At 63.3% G+C, this 15,797-nt stretch carries 16 protein-coding genes; 9 read left to right on the forward strand and 7 right to left on the reverse strand.

Annotated elements, in window-relative coordinates; genetic code table 11:
• The first annotated feature begins 15 nt into the window (after positions 1-15).
• The 3 genes from FHT32_RS27835 to FHT32_RS27845 are packed head-to-tail and all read left to right on the forward strand — an operon-like array spanning position 16 to position 3,016.
• Positions 16-1,218, forward strand: a complete 1,203-nt coding sequence (locus FHT32_RS27835) for an amidohydrolase family protein (protein WP_176667797.1) — start codon at positions 16-18, stop codon at positions 1,216-1,218.
• Entirely contained in the window at positions 1,215-2,516 is a 1,302-nt protein-coding gene (locus tag FHT32_RS27840; RefSeq protein WP_176667798.1) for a cyanate transporter, read from the forward strand. Before FHT32_RS27835 ends, FHT32_RS27840 begins: the two co-directional genes overlap by 4 nt.
• A gap of 23 nt (positions 2,517-2,539) precedes the next feature.
• The gene (locus FHT32_RS27845) at positions 2,540-3,016 is read left to right on the forward strand and encodes a nucleoside deaminase (RefSeq protein ID WP_256099186.1); all 477 of its coding nucleotides are present in this window, start codon (positions 2,540-2,542) and stop codon (positions 3,014-3,016) included.
• A gap of 22 nt (positions 3,017-3,038) precedes the next feature.
• Here FHT32_RS27845 and FHT32_RS27850 read toward each other — a convergent pair whose 3' ends face one another.
• Positions 3,039-4,409 (reverse strand): serine hydrolase domain-containing protein, encoded by a 1,371-nt coding sequence (locus FHT32_RS27850; protein ID WP_371132262.1) that lies wholly within the window; start codon positions 4,407-4,409, stop codon positions 3,039-3,041.
• Between the two features lie 207 nt (positions 4,410-4,616).
• Here FHT32_RS27850 and FHT32_RS27855 point away from each other — a divergent pair, with 207 nt between their 5' ends.
• The 3 genes from FHT32_RS27855 to FHT32_RS27865 all read left to right on the forward strand — a co-directional run bounded on the left by FHT32_RS27855 (position 4,617) and on the right by FHT32_RS27865 (position 6,682).
• Positions 4,617-4,877 (forward strand): hypothetical protein, encoded by a 261-nt coding sequence (locus FHT32_RS27855; protein ID WP_176667800.1) that lies wholly within the window; start codon positions 4,617-4,619, stop codon positions 4,875-4,877.
• Positions 4,878-5,066: 189 nt separating this feature from the next.
• On the forward strand, positions 5,067-6,077 hold the full coding sequence (locus tag FHT32_RS27860) for a patatin-like phospholipase family protein (RefSeq protein WP_176667801.1): 1,011 nt from the start codon (positions 5,067-5,069) through the stop codon (positions 6,075-6,077).
• A gap of 59 nt (positions 6,078-6,136) precedes the next feature.
• A complete protein-coding gene (locus FHT32_RS27865) occupies positions 6,137-6,682 on the forward strand; it encodes an RICIN domain-containing protein (protein WP_176667802.1) in 546 nt (181 codons plus the stop codon).
• 30 nt (positions 6,683-6,712) lie between these two features.
• Here the strand turns inward: FHT32_RS27865 and dkgB are convergent, their stop codons facing one another.
• The 5 genes from dkgB to FHT32_RS27890 all read right to left on the reverse strand — a co-directional run bounded on the left by dkgB (position 6,713) and on the right by FHT32_RS27890 (position 11,185).
• Positions 6,713-7,528 carry a 2,5-didehydrogluconate reductase DkgB gene (gene dkgB, locus FHT32_RS27870; protein WP_176667803.1) on the reverse strand — a complete coding sequence of 272 codons (816 nt, stop codon included), beginning with the start codon at positions 7,526-7,528 and terminating at the stop codon, positions 6,713-6,715.
• A 59-nt stretch (positions 7,529-7,587) separates the two neighbouring features.
• Positions 7,588-8,790 carry an MFS transporter gene (locus FHT32_RS27875; protein ID WP_176667804.1) on the reverse strand — a complete coding sequence of 401 codons (1,203 nt, stop codon included), beginning with the start codon at positions 8,788-8,790 and terminating at the stop codon, positions 7,588-7,590.
• A gap of 177 nt (positions 8,791-8,967) precedes the next feature.
• On the reverse strand, positions 8,968-9,807 hold the full coding sequence (locus FHT32_RS27880) for a DUF4435 domain-containing protein (protein WP_176667805.1): 840 nt from the start codon (positions 9,805-9,807) through the stop codon (positions 8,968-8,970).
• Positions 9,804-10,313 carry an ATP-binding protein gene (locus FHT32_RS35495; protein WP_176667905.1) on the reverse strand — a complete coding sequence of 170 codons (510 nt, stop codon included), beginning with the start codon at positions 10,311-10,313 and terminating at the stop codon, positions 9,804-9,806. The genes FHT32_RS27880 and FHT32_RS35495 overlap by 4 nt, the downstream gene beginning before the upstream one ends.
• Positions 10,214-11,185 (reverse strand): hypothetical protein, encoded by a 972-nt coding sequence (locus tag FHT32_RS27890; protein WP_176667806.1) that lies wholly within the window; start codon positions 11,183-11,185, stop codon positions 10,214-10,216. Before FHT32_RS27890 ends, FHT32_RS35495 begins: the two co-directional genes overlap by 100 nt.
• Before the next feature lie 376 nt (positions 11,186-11,561).
• On the opposite strand from FHT32_RS27890, the gene FHT32_RS27895 reads away from it, so the two are divergent.
• Positions 11,562-11,888: a hypothetical protein gene (locus tag FHT32_RS27895; RefSeq protein ID WP_176667807.1), complete on the forward strand. Its 327-nt coding sequence runs from the start codon at positions 11,562-11,564 to the stop codon at positions 11,886-11,888.
• 121 nt (positions 11,889-12,009) lie between these two features.
• Positions 12,010-13,122, forward strand: coding sequence for a serine hydrolase (locus FHT32_RS27900; protein WP_176667808.1), 1,113 nt, complete (start codon positions 12,010-12,012; stop codon positions 13,120-13,122).
• A gap of 100 nt (positions 13,123-13,222) precedes the next feature.
• On the opposite strand, the gene FHT32_RS27905 is transcribed toward FHT32_RS27900, so the two are convergent.
• Positions 13,223-14,206, reverse strand: a complete 984-nt coding sequence (locus FHT32_RS27905) for a LysR substrate-binding domain-containing protein (RefSeq protein WP_256099187.1) — start codon at positions 14,204-14,206, stop codon at positions 13,223-13,225.
• Between the two features lie 128 nt (positions 14,207-14,334).
• Here FHT32_RS27905 and FHT32_RS27910 point away from each other — a divergent pair, with 128 nt between their 5' ends.
• Positions 14,335-15,756 (forward strand): MFS transporter, encoded by a 1,422-nt coding sequence (locus FHT32_RS27910; protein ID WP_256099188.1) that lies wholly within the window; start codon positions 14,335-14,337, stop codon positions 15,754-15,756.
• The last annotated feature ends 41 nt before the right edge of the window (positions 15,757-15,797 follow it).

Here is a 15,797-nt window from a genome sequence, read left to right on the forward strand (position 1 = left end):
AACGGACCGCCCCACATGCCATCGCTCCTGATCCGCAACGTGCGCCCCATGGGTGCCTCCCCCGTCGACGTGCTGGTGCAGGACGACCGCATCGCGGCGATCGGCCCGGAGCTCGCGGCTCCCGCCGGTGCCGCCGTCGAGGAAGGCCACGGCGCCTTGCTGCTGCCCGGCCTCGTCGAAGGCCACACGCACCTCGACAAGACCATGTGGGGCATGGACTGGTACCGCAACGAGGTCGGCGTGAACCTCATCGACAAGATCGAGAACGAGCGCGCCTTCCGCCACGCTAGCGGGCATGACGCGGCTGCGCAGTCGCTGGCGCTGGCCAAGGCCTTTCTCGCGCTCGGCACCACGCGGCTGCGCACGCACGTCGACGTCGACACCCAGGCCGGCCTGCGCCATCTCGAAGGCACCATCCGCACTCGCGAGGCGCTGCGCAAGCTGCAGCAAATACAGATCGTCGCCTTCCCGCAGTCGGGCCTGCTGGGCCGGCCCGGCACGGCCGAGCTGCTCGACCAGTCGCTGGCAATGGGCGCCGACGTGCTCGGCGGCCTCGACCCCTGCGCCATCGACGGCGATCCGGTGAAGTCGCTCGACGTGCTCTTCGGCATCGCACACAAGCACCAACGCCCCGTCGACATCCACCTGCACGAGCCCGGCGCCATGGGCGCCTTCTCGCTCGACCTGATCCTGCAGCGCACCGAGGCGCTGGGCATGCAGGGCAAGGTCGCCATCAGCCACGGCTTCTGCCTGGGCGACGTGACCGAACGCGAGCGCGAGGCATTGCTTTCCCGCATGGCTAAGCTGGGCGTGGTGCTCGTCACCAGCGCTCCGCCTTCGCGCACCGTGCCGCCGCTCATGGCGTGCAGGCAGGCCGGCGTGACCGTGCTCGGCGGCAACGACGGCATCCGCGATACTTGGTCGCCCTACGGCAACCCCGACATGCTCGAGCGCGCCATGATCATCGGCCTGCGCTACAACCTGCGCCGCGACGACGAGATCGAAGTGGCACTCGACACCGTCACGCACTCCGGCGCACGCGGCTGCGGTTTCGAGGCCTACGGGCTCGAAGCGGGCTGCCGCGCCGACCTGGTGCTGGTCGATGCGCAGACCGTCGCCCACGCCGTCGTCTCGCGCCCCGTGCGCAAGCTGGTGGTGGCGGGCGGCTGCATCGTGGCGCGCAACGGCGTGCTGCGGGCCGACCTGACCTTCCTGTGAAGGCGGCGCAAGCAGGCCGGAACAGCCGCGATGGCGGCATCGCCTTCGCGATCGTCATCGTGCTGGTGGCGCTCAACCTGCGCGCCTTTCTCACGTCGAGCAGCCCGCTGCTCGAACCCATCCGCACCGCGACCGGCATCGGCTTCCATGCCGTGGCACTGCTGACGGTGCTGCCGATGTTCGCGATGGGTGCCACCTCGCTCCTCGGCGCGGCGGTCGGCCAGCGCATCGGACCGCGCGGCGGCGTCGCGCTCGGGCTCGCGGCCATTGCCGTCGCCTGCGCCAGTCGGTACGTGGCCGGCGGCGCGGCGGCGCTGCTGTGGAGCGCCGCGCTCGCCGGTGCGGGCGTGGGTCTGGTGCAGGCGCTGATGCCCGGCGTGGTCAAGCAGGCCTACCCGGCGCGCATCGGCGTGATGACGGGGCTGTACTCCGCAGCCATCATGGGCGGCGGCGGCCTCGGCGCCATGGCCAGCCCGTGGGTGGCGCATGCATTCGGCGGCGCGCAGCCCGACTGGCACGCGGGCCTCGCGATCTGGGCGCTGCTCGCCGTCTTCGCGCTGCTTTACTGGCTCAACATGCGGCGCATCGAATTCACATCCGCCGCCGAGGCGCCAGGCCTGCGCAGCCTCTCGTGGCTGCGCTGCTTCACGAGCCGCCGCGCATGGCTGCTGGCCGCATGCTTCGGCCTTATCAACGGCGGCTACACCAGCCTCGTCGCGTGGCTGCCGCACTTCTATGCTCAGCAGGGCTGGACCGCGCAGCAGGGCGGATCGGTGCTCGCGCTGATGACCGCCGCACAGGTGGTCTCCGCGCTCGTCATGCCCGCCATCGCGCGCAGCCGCGGGCGCGACCTTCGGCCCTGGCTGGTGCTCACGCTCGCCGCGCAGCTCGCAGGCTTCTGCGCGCTGACCTTCGACGCGCCCGTGCCCGCAGTCGCCATCGCGGTGGTGCTGGGCTTCGGGCTCGGGGGCGCGTTCTCGCTGTGCATGGTGCTCGCGCTAGACCACCTGCCCAACCCCGCGCAGGCCGGCGCCCTGGCGGGCTTCATGCAGGGCGTCGGCTTCATGATCGCCGCGCTTGCGCCCTTCGTCACCGGCTGGGTGCGCGAACACACTGGCGGCTTCACGCTCGCGTGGGCCTACCTCGCGACGGTCGTCGTGGTGCTGCTGCCGCTGATGCTGCGCTTCGATCCGCGCCGCTATGCCGACGCCACGGCGGGTCTTTTCGATGCGCGCGGCGCGCGGGCCGGTGCACCATCTCTTGTCGCGCTTGACGGCACGGCCACCAAAAAGGTCTGAACACCATGTATCAGGAACAATTCATGCAGCGGGCCATCGCCCTCTCTGCACAGGCGCTGAGTGAGCCCGGCACCGAGCCCTTCGGCGCGGTCGTCGTGAAAGACGGTGTGATCGTCGGCGAAGGCTTCAACCACTCAGTCGCGCACCATGACCCGACATCGCACGGCGAGGTCGAGGCGATCCGCGATGCGTGCCGCAAGCTCGGCACGGTCGACCTGCAGGGCTGCGAGCTCTACACCTCGTGCGAGCCCTGTGCGATGTGCGTGGCGGCGATGCACATCGCGGGGATCGCGAAGCTTTACTACGCGGCTTCGCTGGCGCAGTCGGGCGAGGCTTTCGAGGGCGTGACGGTGGCGGCGCGGCATCCTATCGATGTGGAAGCGTTGCGCGCCGAGGCAGGTGCGACGCTGGCGCAGAGAAGCTTGCCTGCGATGCAGAAGATGGATCGTGAGGCGGTGGAGGTTCTTTCGGAGTGGGCTGCGACGCGCAAGGCTCCCTGAGCGCCTTGCCCGCACGCGTCGGCTACTTGAGCGCCGATACCACCGCATCGAAGAACGGCAGCACTGGAAACACGCCACCGCCCATCGGGTCCGTCTGCGCGCCCCAGATCACGATCACGACCTTTTCCTTGCGGTTGATGTAGATCTGCTGGCCCATGATGCCGGTCGCGTAGAAGGCTCCATCTGTGGCCGATTGGCCGCTGGGCGGTATCCACCAGAGGTAGCCATAGTTGATCTTCGTACCGGTGCTCAGCACTTTGGGCGTGCCCGCTTCCGTCACCCAGCCTGTGGGCAGCACCGGTTGCCCGGCCGCGACGCCGTCGTTCATGATGAACATGCCGAAGCGCCCGTAGTCGCGCAGCGTCGCGCTGATGCCGCTGCCGCCGATCTCCACGCCGTCGGGCGAGTCGAGCCACCAGTTGGCCTGCGCCTCCATGCCGAACTTGGACCAGATCTTTTCGGACAGGTACTGCACCAGTGGCTTCTTCACCGCGTTGCGGACGATCTCCCCGGCCACCTGCGTCTCGCCGGTGCTGTAGTTGTAGACGGAGCCCGGTGTGGCCGCGCGGGGCAGCTTGCTCATCAGGTCCATGGCCGAGCCCGGCTTCTGGCTGATCTGCGCTTCGAGCAACTGGCGACGATCGGAGCTTGGATCGGTGTACGTTTCGTTCCACTTGGCGCCCGAGGCCATCATCATCACGTGGCGCACCGTCGCGCCGTCGTAGGCGCTGCCGGCCAGTCGCGGAACGTACTTGATGACCGGGTCGTCGATGCTGGCGATGTAGCCGTCCTTCACTGCCGCGCCGATCAGCGTCGACGTGATCGACTTGGCCACCGACATCGACATCCAGCGCGTCTTCTGCGTGTTGCCGTACTGGTAGGTCTCGTTGACGATCTTGCCGTCCTTCAGCACCAGCAGGCCGGCCACGCGATTGGTCGACATGAAATCAGCGAGCTTGTACGCCGTCGTGCCGACCATGAAGTTGAGCTGCGTCAGCTGCGTGGCGGCCATGGGCAGCGCATACGGCGTGCCGCCGGGCTCGATGGTGCGCGTGGGAAAGAGCCTGTCGATGTTGCGGTACGTGTTGACGGCCAGGTCTGGAGACAGGGCGCCGTCGTAGATCTGGCGCACCGTGCCGATGGGCTCCGACGCATGCGGATAGCCGCTGCCTGCACCCGGGTCGCCACCGCCGCCTCCGCCGCTGGCGGGCGGCGCCACCACGATGGGGAGGACGGCTCCGCCTCCGCCACCACCTCCTCCGCCACCACCTCCTCCGCCGCCACCACCACCGCAGGCCGAGAGCAGCAATGCAGCCGCAAGCAGGGAAACCGGCAACGCGGCGCGCAACGGACGCGCAAATACGACGAACACCCTCCGGACACTTTGATCCACGCGAATCTCCTCGTCTGTTTGTTGGCGATGGCACCTGCGCGCCACGGGCAGGGCATTGCACCCTGCCGCCGCGAATGATCGCATTCATGCGCTCCGGCACCAATCCTGTCGTCGGAATTCACGACGATGTTGTTACTCACCACTCCGCCAGCCTCTGAATAGAGTGACCTCACGGTGCCATTCAAAGCGCGCCAAGAGGAGCTGGCAATGTTCATCATCAGAAGCAGCGGCAGCAGTACGACGAAGCCGCCTTCCACCCGCGTCGCGCGTGCACTCGAAATCCATCGAAGCGTGATGGCGTGCAACGCGCACATCGCGCGCGGCAGCGAAACCACCCACGCACTCACTGCAGCGCTGATGCTGCCTTGCTACAAAGCCGAATTCCGCACCCTCGTGCTCGCAATGACCGCGAACGAAGAGCGCGAACTTAGGTACGCGCTCGATGCTTCTTGCGCGAGCGCCGCATGAAGAAGAGAACCTTCGCGGCAATTTCCGCCGCTCCAGGTTTCATTCCGAAAGCTTGCGCGGCTTGCGGAATTACAGAGTTGGATTGAACGGGATTCCACTCGTAGCGGCAAAGATGCCGAACGCCCAGACTCCGCTTCCCCGGCCGGGAAGTCATTTCATGGAATTCATTTCTCTTGAAAGGAGTTGGCTATGGCGGAAAACGCGAAATTCACCATCCTGTCGTTCGTTGGCGGCGGCATACGAGGGCTGATGTCGGTGTCGGTGCTGAACAAGCTCTACAACAAGTTCCCCCACATGCTCGACAACACCGACCTCATCGCGGGCTGCTCGACGGGGTCGATCATCACCAGCGAACTGCTCGCGGGAAAGAGCCCGTCGGACCTCGTCACCTTCTTCACCGAGCGCATCGGCAGGGGCGAGATCCCGTTCTACGACAAGATGAACACCGACCCGAAGGAGCCCGCGTACGACATCCTGGATGCCTACGGCTCGCAGTTCGCGCTCCACGGCAACAAGAAGGTCAAGGATGTCGACTGGAAGAAGGCGCTGTTCGTGACCTTCAACGTCGGCGGGCTCGAGGTGAAGAACTCCCTGCAGACGCCCATACCCTGGAAGCCGGTGATGTACACCAACATGGACCCCGAGCTCGGCGACGTCACTATCGCGAAGGCGGCCACTTCCAGCGGCGCGATGCCTGGGCAACTGGGCTCCTACGAAGGCAACGTCGACGGTGCCTTCTTCAACCACGACCCCACAGTCGCGGCGATTGCGCTGGCGGTGAAGGCGGGCTATGCGCTCGAGGACATCACGGCCATCACTTTCGGCACCGGCTACATGCCCGACTGGATTGCCAGCGACACCAGGAACTGGGGTGCCGACCAGTGGATGAACGGCGTTGCCAACCCGTTCAACAACACGCCGCCATTCCTCATGAACCAGGCGAAGCCTTCGCCGGTGCTCGACATGTGCCTGAACGGCACTTCGACCGAACTCATGCCGATGATCGGGAAGATGCTGCTGGGCGAGCGCTACGTCAACATCAACCCGACGCTGCCCTTCTTCATTCCCGAGAACACGACCTACCAGCCGGCCATCGACCTGCTGCAGGACAAGGGAAAGCATGCGGACACCGCGCATGCGGAAGTCCTGCTCGAGAAGTACTGGGTCGACCACGTGCTCGGCCCCGTGCGGACGGCCTGAGCCGCATCCACCCATACCGAGCAAACGCTCCAACGCATTCCCGGAAAGGAGAAACGACGATGTCGATCACCGCAACAAAGGGTGCAGCACCGAAGGCAGCATCCGGCACTTCCACGGGCGAACTGAACCTCGGGCCGTACTACATCCAATACCTGCCCGGCAACCACTACGTGCTGGACGTGAACGGAAACAACACCGCCAAGGGCACGGAAGTCATCGGGTACACGGTCAACCTGCCGGAAACCGGCAACCAGCAGTGGCTGTTCGTTCCTGCGGGGCCGCAGGCGCCGGGCTGGTGGTATCTGCAGACACTGATGGGCACCGAGTACGTCATGACCCTGCAGCCCCACGCCACCACCGGCGCGGGCCCGGTGGTGATGCAGCCCAAGGCACTGGGCGACCTCGACACCCAGCTCTGGAGCCTGCTGGCTACCGAGGTGCCTGGCTACTGGTACATACAGAGCAAGTACGGGGCGAGCAACTCGCAGACGCCGGTGGTCATCGGGCTTACCAGCGACACCTCGGCTGCGAGTGCCGTTGCAAACCCGCTGAGCTTCACCGGGTTTGCGGCACAGGCCTGGGGGTTCAAGCCCGTGTACTGGTAGGGGAGGAGACCGGCGGCCGGCCTGCCGTTGTCAGTCCCAGGCCGGCGACAGACCGGCCGGGTCCGTCAGCCGCTCATTGCGGTCGAGCGCCGCAATCTGTGCCATCTCCGCGTCCGACAGCTTCAGCCGCAGCGCCTTCAGATTGCCTTCGAGGTTCGCGCGCTTGGTGGACGACGGAATCACCGCATAGCCCAGCTGCATCGCCCAGGCCAGCACCACCTGCGCGGTGGTCGCGCCGTGCGCCTTGGCAATCGCCTCGACGACCGGGTCGTTCAGCACCTTGCCGTATGCCAGCGTCATGTAAGACGTGATGTGGATGCCTTGGCTCTTCGCGAATTCGGCCACCTTGCGGTTCTGCAGGTAGGGGTGCAGCTCGATCTGGTTGGTGGCGATGTTCTGCGCGCCCACGGCCGCGATGGCTTCCTTCATCAGCGCGATGTTGAAGTTCGACACGCCGATGTGCTTCGTCAGCCCCTGCGCCCTGGCCTCGGCCAGCGCGCCCACGAACTCGGCCACCGGCACAGCGTTGCCGGGCGAGGGCCAGTGGATCAGCGTCAGGTCGACATAGTCCGTGCGCAGCTTCGCGAGGCTTTCCTTCAGGCTGGGCACCAGCTTGTCTTTGGCGTAGTTGTCGGTCCAGATCTTGGTGGTGATGAAGAGGCTTTCGCGCGCGACGCCGCTTTCGGCAATCGCCTGGCCCACCTCGGCCTCGTTGCCGTAGATCTGCGCCGTGTCGATGGCGCGGTAGCCCACGTCGAGGCCGTTCTTCACCGAGTCGATGACCACCTGGCCCTTCAGGCGGAAGGTGCCTAGGCCGAAGGCGGGAATGGGGTTGTGCGTGTTCATGGTGTTGTCCTTGTGCATTGAAAAGCGAAGAGGAAAGAAAGAAGAAGGAAAGGCAGCGCTCAATGCCCGGCCGGCACCGGCCCCGAGGCGCGAACCGGAATGCCCGCGCGGCGGTCGAGCGTTCCGCTCCATTGCGTGAGGGCCAGCGACACCAGCACCACCAGCGCACCGATCCACGGCGTGTGCATCAGCCCCAGGTGCGTCACGATCAGCCCACCGGCCCAGGCCGCGCCGGCAATGCCCAGGTTGAAGGCCGCGATGTTCAGGCCCGAGGCCACGTCCACCGCCTGCGGCGTGAAGCGCTCGGCCTGCTTCACCACGTACACCTGCAGCCCCGGCACGTTACCGAAAGCCACCGCACCCCACATCAGCACCGCCAGCAGCGCCAGCCACTTGTGCGGCGCCGCGAAGTTGAACAGCAGCAGCACCGCGGCCAGCAGCGCGAAGATGATCTTCAGCGCCGGAATCGGGCCCTTGCGGTCGGCCAGCTTGCCGCCCCAGATGTTGCCCACCGCCACCGACACACCGTAAACCAGCATCACCCAGCCCACCGCGCCGGCGCTGAAGCCCGACACCTCCGTGAGGATCGGTGCGAGGAACGTGAACGGAATGAACGAGCCGCCATAGCCGATGGCCGTCTTCGCATACACCAGCAGCAGGCGCGGCTCGGCCAGCACCTTGGCCTGCTGCGCCAGCGAGGCCGGCGGCGTGTGGCGGATGTTGCCGGGCACGAAGACCCAGCTGCCGACGAAGGCGATAACGCCCAGCGCAGACACGGCCAGGAAAGTCTCGCGCCAGCCGAAGTGCTGCCCGATGAACGTACCCAGCGGCACGCCCGTGACCAGCGCCACCGTGAGGCCCGTGAACATGATCGCGATGGCGCTCGCCGCCTTTTCCTTCGGCACCAGGCCGGTGGCAATCGTCGAGCCGATCGAGAAGAACACCCCGTGCGCCAGCCCCGTGAGCACGCGGGCGGCAATCAGCGATTCATAGCTCGGCGCCTTCCACGCCAGCAGATTGCCGAGCGTGAACAGCGCCATCAGCCCGAGCAGCAGCGCCTTGCGCGGCAGCTTGCCCGTGAGCGCGGTGAGCACCGGCGCGCCGATGGCGACGCCCAGCGCATAGAGGCTGACCAGCAGTCCGGCGGAGGGGAGGCCGATGTGGAGGTCGGCTGCGACTGTGGGGATGAGGCCAACGATGACGAACTCTGTCGTTCCGATGGCGAAGGCGCTGAGGGTTAGCGCGAGTAGGGCGATGGGCATGAGGCACTCCTTCTGGGATGGGGAGGAGTGTCTTGCGGTTACCTTTGCGGATAAATGGGGGCTGGAACATTAGATAGTTGCGTTGAAGTCAACTATCTTTACTCTCAATAAGACAAATCAGCGGTATCGTGCTTTTTCTGCGACCTACGAAGAGAATTTCGACCGCAAAAGATTGACTCAATTGAGGTCGTTGCTAATGCCGGGGACATTGCGCGCCAGCAAAATCAATAGCCGCTCGATTGCTATATTTGATGAGAACTCTTTGATGCCTTTGAAATTGTTGACAGACCAAGCAATCAAGTGTACGAAATCGTGACCTCTTGAGTGATGCCTGCAGTCATCACCAAACTTCTGCATCCAATTTGTCGAGGTTGCCATGAATTCTTTTTCTATTTTTCCATGGCCGTTCGTGCGTAGCGTGTTGCTTGCGTAGCGGGTTAGATCAAATGAAATAATCCCATCTTTGATTGATAGATATTTGTCATAGGGGAGCCACTTGAGATTGAGTTCTAGTTGCTTGTCTGAGAGTCTCAGTGCATATAAGTCGCAAAGCACGCTGCACAACGATTTGCAATAGGCCTCGAAGTCGTTTATCTTTGCGTTACTTGCTGTAAACAAAATTTCACGCAAAACCTCTTCGGTTAAAAGGTGAAGCTCGAGCGTGCAAAAGGTGGTCCAATTCAGCCGTTTTATATTACGAACTTCTTCTAGCCAAAAATCTAAGTCTGTGTCTACGAGGCATCGATATGCACATTCATTCGCTATCTCTTCAAGCTCGGTAGCCAGTGCAATTACTCTTTGTTTGTTGCCCGTAGTTAGGCCGAGTGCAGTTAGTAATTTATTTGGAATATCTACGGTTTCTATTTCATAGATTGTTCTTGATTTGGAATTACTTCCGGCAAGATGGCTCGTTAGCACTTCTTTGTCAAAAAATCCCTCTACATAAACGTCGTCAAGCTCTGGCTCGAGTTCGTATCGCGCCTTAAGTTCTTCGATGGAGCGAGTTTCAATTGTCATTTTTGATCGACCAGTTTTACTACCCGGCTGCGATGCTGCGCGAGTAACTCCATCGAATGTGATGCAAAGACAAATTGAATGGTGGCTCCTTTTGTAATGTCCAAGAGTGATTGGACCAATTGGCGCTGCCATTTGATGTTTAGAGAAATTTCCGGCTCGTCAATCATGAATACGCTTGGTTGATCGCGAGCAGTGAGGACGTAGCTAAATAGCAGAAGTAGTTGTTGCTCTCCGGATGATAGTTGGGCGGGTGTAAGTGGGGCGCCCAGTCGGTTTTGGATGCTAAATCCGGAACTAAGGCTGAATGCTATTGATTTGTCACTTAGAAAACTATTAACTATGCTTACAAAGCGATCAATTATTTGGTAAATAGGTTCAACGGCTTCGAGGCGACCTTCTAGGCTTTTTACATATGGCTTAAGGAGTTCCGCGGCGAGGGAGCTCTTTTTTTGCTTCTTCCCCCGAGGGCTTTTCTGAACTCTGATGTCGATAACTGCGTTGCCAATTCATATCTGGCGTGCTCTGCAGTCTTGGTCTCAATGTTAACCAATTGCTTCTGCAATGTTGCCGTAGCATCAGCACTAATTGGTGTGTCTTGATCAGACGAGGGAGAAAGGAGATGATGGAGTACGTCCACATATACAGAGTGCACGTTCATCGATCCCTGATTGGCGCCCAATACAGCTTTTCGCCCAATCCATCTCGCCGCACTACCTAGCGCTTGTGATAAAGCAATTTCACGCGATCGAACAACGAGTTCATTAATTCTTTTGGGTTCGTCGTATCGCATGACCCGGCGAAGCTCCATTTCGTCACTCGGATCTGAAACGCTGTCGCTATCTAAGCGGCGGTCAGCATTAAGAATGAAGAGCGTGGGAGCCAGTGCATCCAAAGACTTTAGATATTCTTGCTCTCCTCGTTTAATAGAGTCTTCTGCTCCTCTTTTTTTTGTGACCTCCCGGCGGACGAGTTTCCCGTCATGCGAAATAAATACCGTTGTATCTACATCGCTTGCAAAACGGCTAGAGGCACCTGGTCTATATTCCCATATTATTTGTGTTCGGTTATTTCTGAGAATGCTCAAAACTAAGGTTTTCCCTACTAAGGGATCGCCAGTAAATTTGGCTAAAAGAGTTGTGCCGGATGTCAGAGTGACTTCTAGAATTTTAAATTCGGCTTGGTAGAGCGCACTACGATGCCCCCGATTGTTTGCTGCTGAGAGCAGATGAAATGCCAGCCGTAGCAGAGTGCTCTTACCCATGCCGTTGTCACCATACAGAATGGCGGCATTTGAAAGCTCGCCTTGACTAGGTAGACGGTAGCTATAAAGGCCAAAAAGATCTGAAACTCGGATTGAAGATATTAGGGTGGCGGTCATGACGTTTCTTCTTGTAAGCAATGAAGCTTACCCGCAGACTCGTCGAATGGCATAAGCGTTTTTGTGGGTGGCGAGACTTCAGTTTTCATGCGAACTCTTGAGGAGCTCGTACCTCGACAGATACACTCCGCTCGTCACGAAGAAAACGTGATCGGGTTTGGAAGCCCGTTGAACCCTCTGCGACGAAAGCCGCAGTCACCGCACATGGCCTGCGGCTTTTTCGTTCGCGTGCCTTTTTAGGCGGCTCGGACGGGAGGGCTCGCGCCCTGCCGGCTTTCGCAAGAGGGTTCACGGTCTTCCAACCCGTTCGAGCTGCCGCCACCGTTTGGAAGCGGGGGTGTCGGCTGTAGCAATCCGAACCCAACTGGAGGCCTCTGTGGCTGAATCTGCATCCGCTTGCGCACAAGACCGTGCTCGTTCCACTCCCTTCGAGTCAGCATCCCCCAACCTCGACGACCTCGCCCTGCAAGCCTGCGACGACGCCGACAACCTCAACGACGTGATGCGCGCCTACGCCGCGCTCAGGAAGCTCGTCGACACCAGCGCCCTGAACGACAGCGAGGAACTCACCCCCAGCCGTACCGAACTGAGCGCCTTGCTCGGTGTGCTCAACGACGCGCTGACGGCGCGCATCGACGCCATCAACCTCGCGGCCGGCGCGGTGCGCGAAGCGCTGCAAGGGCGCAAACCGGGCCTCGCGTGAGGTAGCGGCGAAGAGACGGTCAATCCACGAGTCAGCCTCATCACGCTGCCTTCGAGACAGATCGACCTCAGCCGCAAGACCATGACGCATGATGGCGGGCTACCCCGGTAACCCCCCAGTCATGCAACGAACCTTGATGCGCGCATTGGCGCTCTGCTGCGCCTGCGCCGCCTTGATGGTGGCGGGCGCGTGCACCTCGACGCTCCAGAGGCCGCCCGCCGCCGCGGAGGCGGCCACCTATCCGGCCGCTTCGTGGCAAGCCATTCCCGCATCGTCCCAGAGCGATGCGTGTCGGCGCGACCTCGATGCGGCGCGCGACTACCTGCATACGCTGGACTCCACCGCCCTCATGGCTGTGCAGGACGGCCGCGTGCTGTTCAGCTACGGCCCCGTGCAGACCGTCAGCATCGTGTTCTCCGCGCGCAAGAGCGTGTTGTCCATGATGTACGGCAAGTACGTGGCGAACGGCACGATCGATCTCGACCGCTCTCTTGCCGACTTGAGCATCGACGACATCGGCGGCCTGCTGCCGGTCGAGCGCCAGGCGCGCGTGCGCGACCTGCTTTCGGCGCGCTCTGGTGTCTATCACGCGGCAGCCAACGGTGGCGACGATGCGTCCGCCGCACCGGCACGCGGGTCACAAAAGCCCGGGAGCTACTTCCTCTACAACAACTGGGACTTCAACGCGGCCGGCACGGTGTTCGAGCAGTTGACCGGACGCAGCATCTACCGGGCGTTCGCAGATGACCTCGCGACGCCCCTTGCACTCGAAGACTTCGACCTGGCCCGCCACAAGCGAAGCGGAAATGCCAGGCTGTCGCAGCACCTGGCCTACCCCTTCTTCCTGTCCACCCGCGACATGGCGCGGCTGGGCTACCTGATGCTGAAAGAGGGCAACTGGCGTGGCCAGCAACTGATTCCGGCCGACTGGGTCAGGCAGATGACGCAGCAGCGAACGCCCTCCACGGACATGCATCCGCCGCACACGGCTCGCCGGGGCTTCGGGTATGGCTACCTGTGGTGGCTGCTGGAAGAGCCTCCGGACTCGCCGCTGAGCGGCGCCTACATGGCCTGGGGCGTCCATGGCCAGTACATCCTCGTGATTCCGAAACGGCAGATGGTGGTTGCGCACAAGCGCGAGGTGCCGGTGGCGGGCAACTGGAATGTGAGCTGGGTCGCGCCGAAGGACTTTCTGCGCGCGGTTCGCATGATTGCGGATGCTCCTTGTCGCTGAGCGAGGACTGAGGCGCCGGGCGCCTCGAATCGCTGGGCCCTTGCGAAATCCTGTCTGCGAAGGGGATGGAGCAGAACGAAATGCGTGCTGGCCAAGGTCGTCAGGCGGCCGACGTGTCTGGCGACCCCACGTCACGCTCCCTTATCTCTCTCAGCAGCCACTCCCGAAACGCCACCACCCGCGCGTCCTCGCCGCTCTCCTGCGGACACACCAGGTAGTACGCATACGGCTGCGCCATGCGCACGCCGACGTCGAACAGCCGCACCAGCCGCCCCTGCGCCAGGTCGCCCGCGATCAGGTCCAGGTCTGCCAGCCCCACGGCGCCGCTTTCGAGCACGGCCTGCACCACGAAGCTCGAATCGGTGAAGCCCACGAAACGGCTGTCGTCGATGTCCTTGTCGTCCACGCCGGCCGCGGCCATCCACATGCGCCAGTCGGGCCATGTCATGGTGTCGGTCTTCCAGTCGACATGGCAGAGGGTTAGGTCGTGGCGCAGCAGGTCGCGCGGCTCGTTCAGCGGCGGCCCGGTCTCGATGATCCTGGGGCTGCACACGGGCACGATGAGGGTGTCGAAGAGCCGCTCGGCGTGCGCGCCTTCATAGCTGCCGGTGCCGAAGCGGATGGCAATGTCGATGTCGTCGGCCTCGAAGTCGCGCAGCTCGTCGGTGATGTCGAAGCTCAGCTCCAGCCCGGGGTTGGCGGCTCTGAATTTCGGCAGCCTCGGCAGCAGCCAGTTGGTGGCGAAGCGCGCGCTCAGCGACACGCGCAGTTGCGCCGCGCTGCGCGTGAGTTTGCGCGCGCGGCCGGCGGCGCGGTGCAGGTTGTCGAGCGCGTCGGCAGTCGCCTCGAACATCACGGCGCCGGCGGGCGTGAGCTGGATGCTGCGGCTGGTGCGCGTGAAGAGCACCACGCCGAGCTGGTCTTCGATCTCCTTGATCTGGTAGCTCACGGCCGCGGGCGTGAGGCCCAGCTCGTCGGCCGCGCGGGTGAAGTTGCGGTGCCGCGCGGCCGCCTCGAAGGTGCGCAGGGCGCGCGTGCCGGGGAGCATGCGGTTGTTGTTGTTCGTCATCGGCGTGGATGCCATCGATCTTCAAGCTCCGTTTGACGGTTCGTTGAGAACTACTCGTTTCTCATCGGGGGGCGGGCGCGGGACGATCGAGCCGATCAAGAAACCATGAATGAATCGATAGATCGATTGATTGGAGCCATCGAATGTCTGCCAGCCTGAACCCGTGCGACGCGGTTGTTGACGCCGCGAAGGAGAGAAACAAGGACCCCCTGCACTGGCCCGCGCGAATGTGGATCGCGCTGCTCATCTTCAGCGGCGTGATTCTGCTCGACGGGCTCGACATCTCGATGATCGCGGTGGCAATCCCCGAGATCCAGCAGGCCTTCGGCATCGGCGCGGCCACGGCGCAGTGGCTGGTCAGCGCGTACATCCTGGCCTTCGGCGGCTTTCTGCTGCTGGGCGGGCGCTGTGCCGACCTGTTCGGCCGCAGGCGCGTGCTGGTGGCGGGGCTGGCGGTGTTCGCGCTGGTGTCGGTGGGCGGCGCCTTCGCTACCGACGCGGGGCTGCTGATCGTCTCGCGCCTCGTCAAGGGCATGGCCGCGGGCTTCACGGGGCCGGCCGCGATGTCGCTGCTGACCACCACCTTTGCCGAAGGGCCGGCGCGCAACAAGGCCTTCGGCATCTTCAACCTGTTCGAGGCCTCGGGGTACTCGTCGGGACTGCTCATCGGCGGGCTGCTGGCGGCGCTGAACTGGCGCTACATCTTCGTGCTGCCGATTCCGGTCGCTCTGCTGCTGTTGCTGGCCGCGCTGCGCTACCTGCCGCCCGATGCGCCGCGCGCGAAAGGGCAGCAGCGGCCGCGCCTCGACATCGGCGGCGCCGTCACGCTGGTGGCGGGCATGCTGCTGATGGTGTTCACCGTGGTGTCGGTGGAGGAGGCGGGCTGGTCGTCGCTGCGCACGGTCATCGGCTTTGCGGTGGCTGCGGCGCTGCTGATGGCTTTCGTCGCCATCGAGCGCACGGTGAAAGAGCCGCTGGTGCGGCTGGGCATCTTCCGCAACCGCGGTCTGGTGGCTGCCAACATCAGCGCCGCGCTGCTGTACGGCGGCGCCATGGGCTTCCAGTTTCTGATCGCGCTGTACCTGCAGAACATCCAGGGCTGGAAGCCGTGGCAGATGGCGCTGGTGCTGCTGCCGGCGGGGCTGATGGTGGTGCTCGTCGGCCCGAAGATCGGCGCGCTCATCAGCCGCTTCGGCGTGACGCGCGTGCTGATGGTCGGCCTGCTGGCATTCGTGCCCTGCTATCTGCTGATGCTGCGCATCGGGCCGGAGCCCGACCTGTGGGGCGTGCTGCTGCCGGCTTCGGTGCTGTGGGGCCTGGGGTTCGCGCTGAGCATCTCGGCGCTGATGGTGGCGGGCACCAACGGCGTGGCCGACGACGAGCAGGGGCTGGCGGCCGGGTTGCTGAACAGTTCGCTGCAGGTGGGCGGGGCTTGCGGGCTGGCGGTGCTGACTGCGGCGATTGCGCCCGGGACTCGGCTGGAGATGCTCTACCCCGGGGTGGGCGTGATCCTGGCGTTCGCGGTGCTGACGTTGGCGGCACAGGTCATGCGGGGCAGAGGCTAGCTAGCCGTTTGACGAAGGGCCTTGTTCAAGGAGGCTCTCGC

Origin of the sequence: Variovorax sp. SG517, from assembly GCF_013376045.1 — a bacterium.
Lineage (GTDB): Bacteria > Pseudomonadota > Gammaproteobacteria > Burkholderiales > Burkholderiaceae_C > Variovorax.

Bases quoted from the DNA above. Each gene is read 5' to 3' on its own strand.
- FHT32_RS27865 (WP_176667802.1), top strand. From the start codon at position 6,137: ATGTCGATCACCGCAACAAAGGGTGCAGCACCGAAGGCAGCATCCGGC.
- FHT32_RS27880 (WP_176667805.1), bottom strand. From the start codon at position 9,807: ATGACAATTGAAACTCGCTCCATCGAAGAACTTAAGGCGCGATACGAA.
- FHT32_RS27890 (WP_176667806.1), bottom strand. From the start codon at position 11,185: ATGACCGCCACCCTAATATCTTCAATCCGAGTTTCAGATCTTTTTGGC.
- FHT32_RS27860 (WP_176667801.1), top strand. From the start codon at position 5,067: ATGGCGGAAAACGCGAAATTCACCATCCTGTCGTTCGTTGGCGGCGGC.
- FHT32_RS27900 (WP_176667808.1), top strand. From the start codon at position 12,010: ATGCAACGAACCTTGATGCGCGCATTGGCGCTCTGCTGCGCCTGCGCC.
- FHT32_RS27835 (WP_176667797.1), top strand. From the start codon at position 16: ATGCCATCGCTCCTGATCCGCAACGTGCGCCCCATGGGTGCCTCCCCC.
- dkgB (WP_176667803.1), bottom strand. From the start codon at position 7,528: ATGAACACGCACAACCCCATTCCCGCCTTCGGCCTAGGCACCTTCCGC.
- FHT32_RS27905 (WP_256099187.1), bottom strand. From the start codon at position 14,206: ATGGCATCCACGCCGATGACGAACAACAACAACCGCATGCTCCCCGGC.
- FHT32_RS27875 (WP_176667804.1), bottom strand. From the start codon at position 8,790: ATGCCCATCGCCCTACTCGCGCTAACCCTCAGCGCCTTCGCCATCGGA.
- FHT32_RS27910 (WP_256099188.1), top strand. From the start codon at position 14,335: ATGTCTGCCAGCCTGAACCCGTGCGACGCGGTTGTTGACGCCGCGAAG.
- FHT32_RS27855 (WP_176667800.1), top strand. From the start codon at position 4,617: ATGTTCATCATCAGAAGCAGCGGCAGCAGTACGACGAAGCCGCCTTCC.
- FHT32_RS27845 (WP_256099186.1), top strand. From the start codon at position 2,540: ATGCAGCGGGCCATCGCCCTCTCTGCACAGGCGCTGAGTGAGCCCGGC.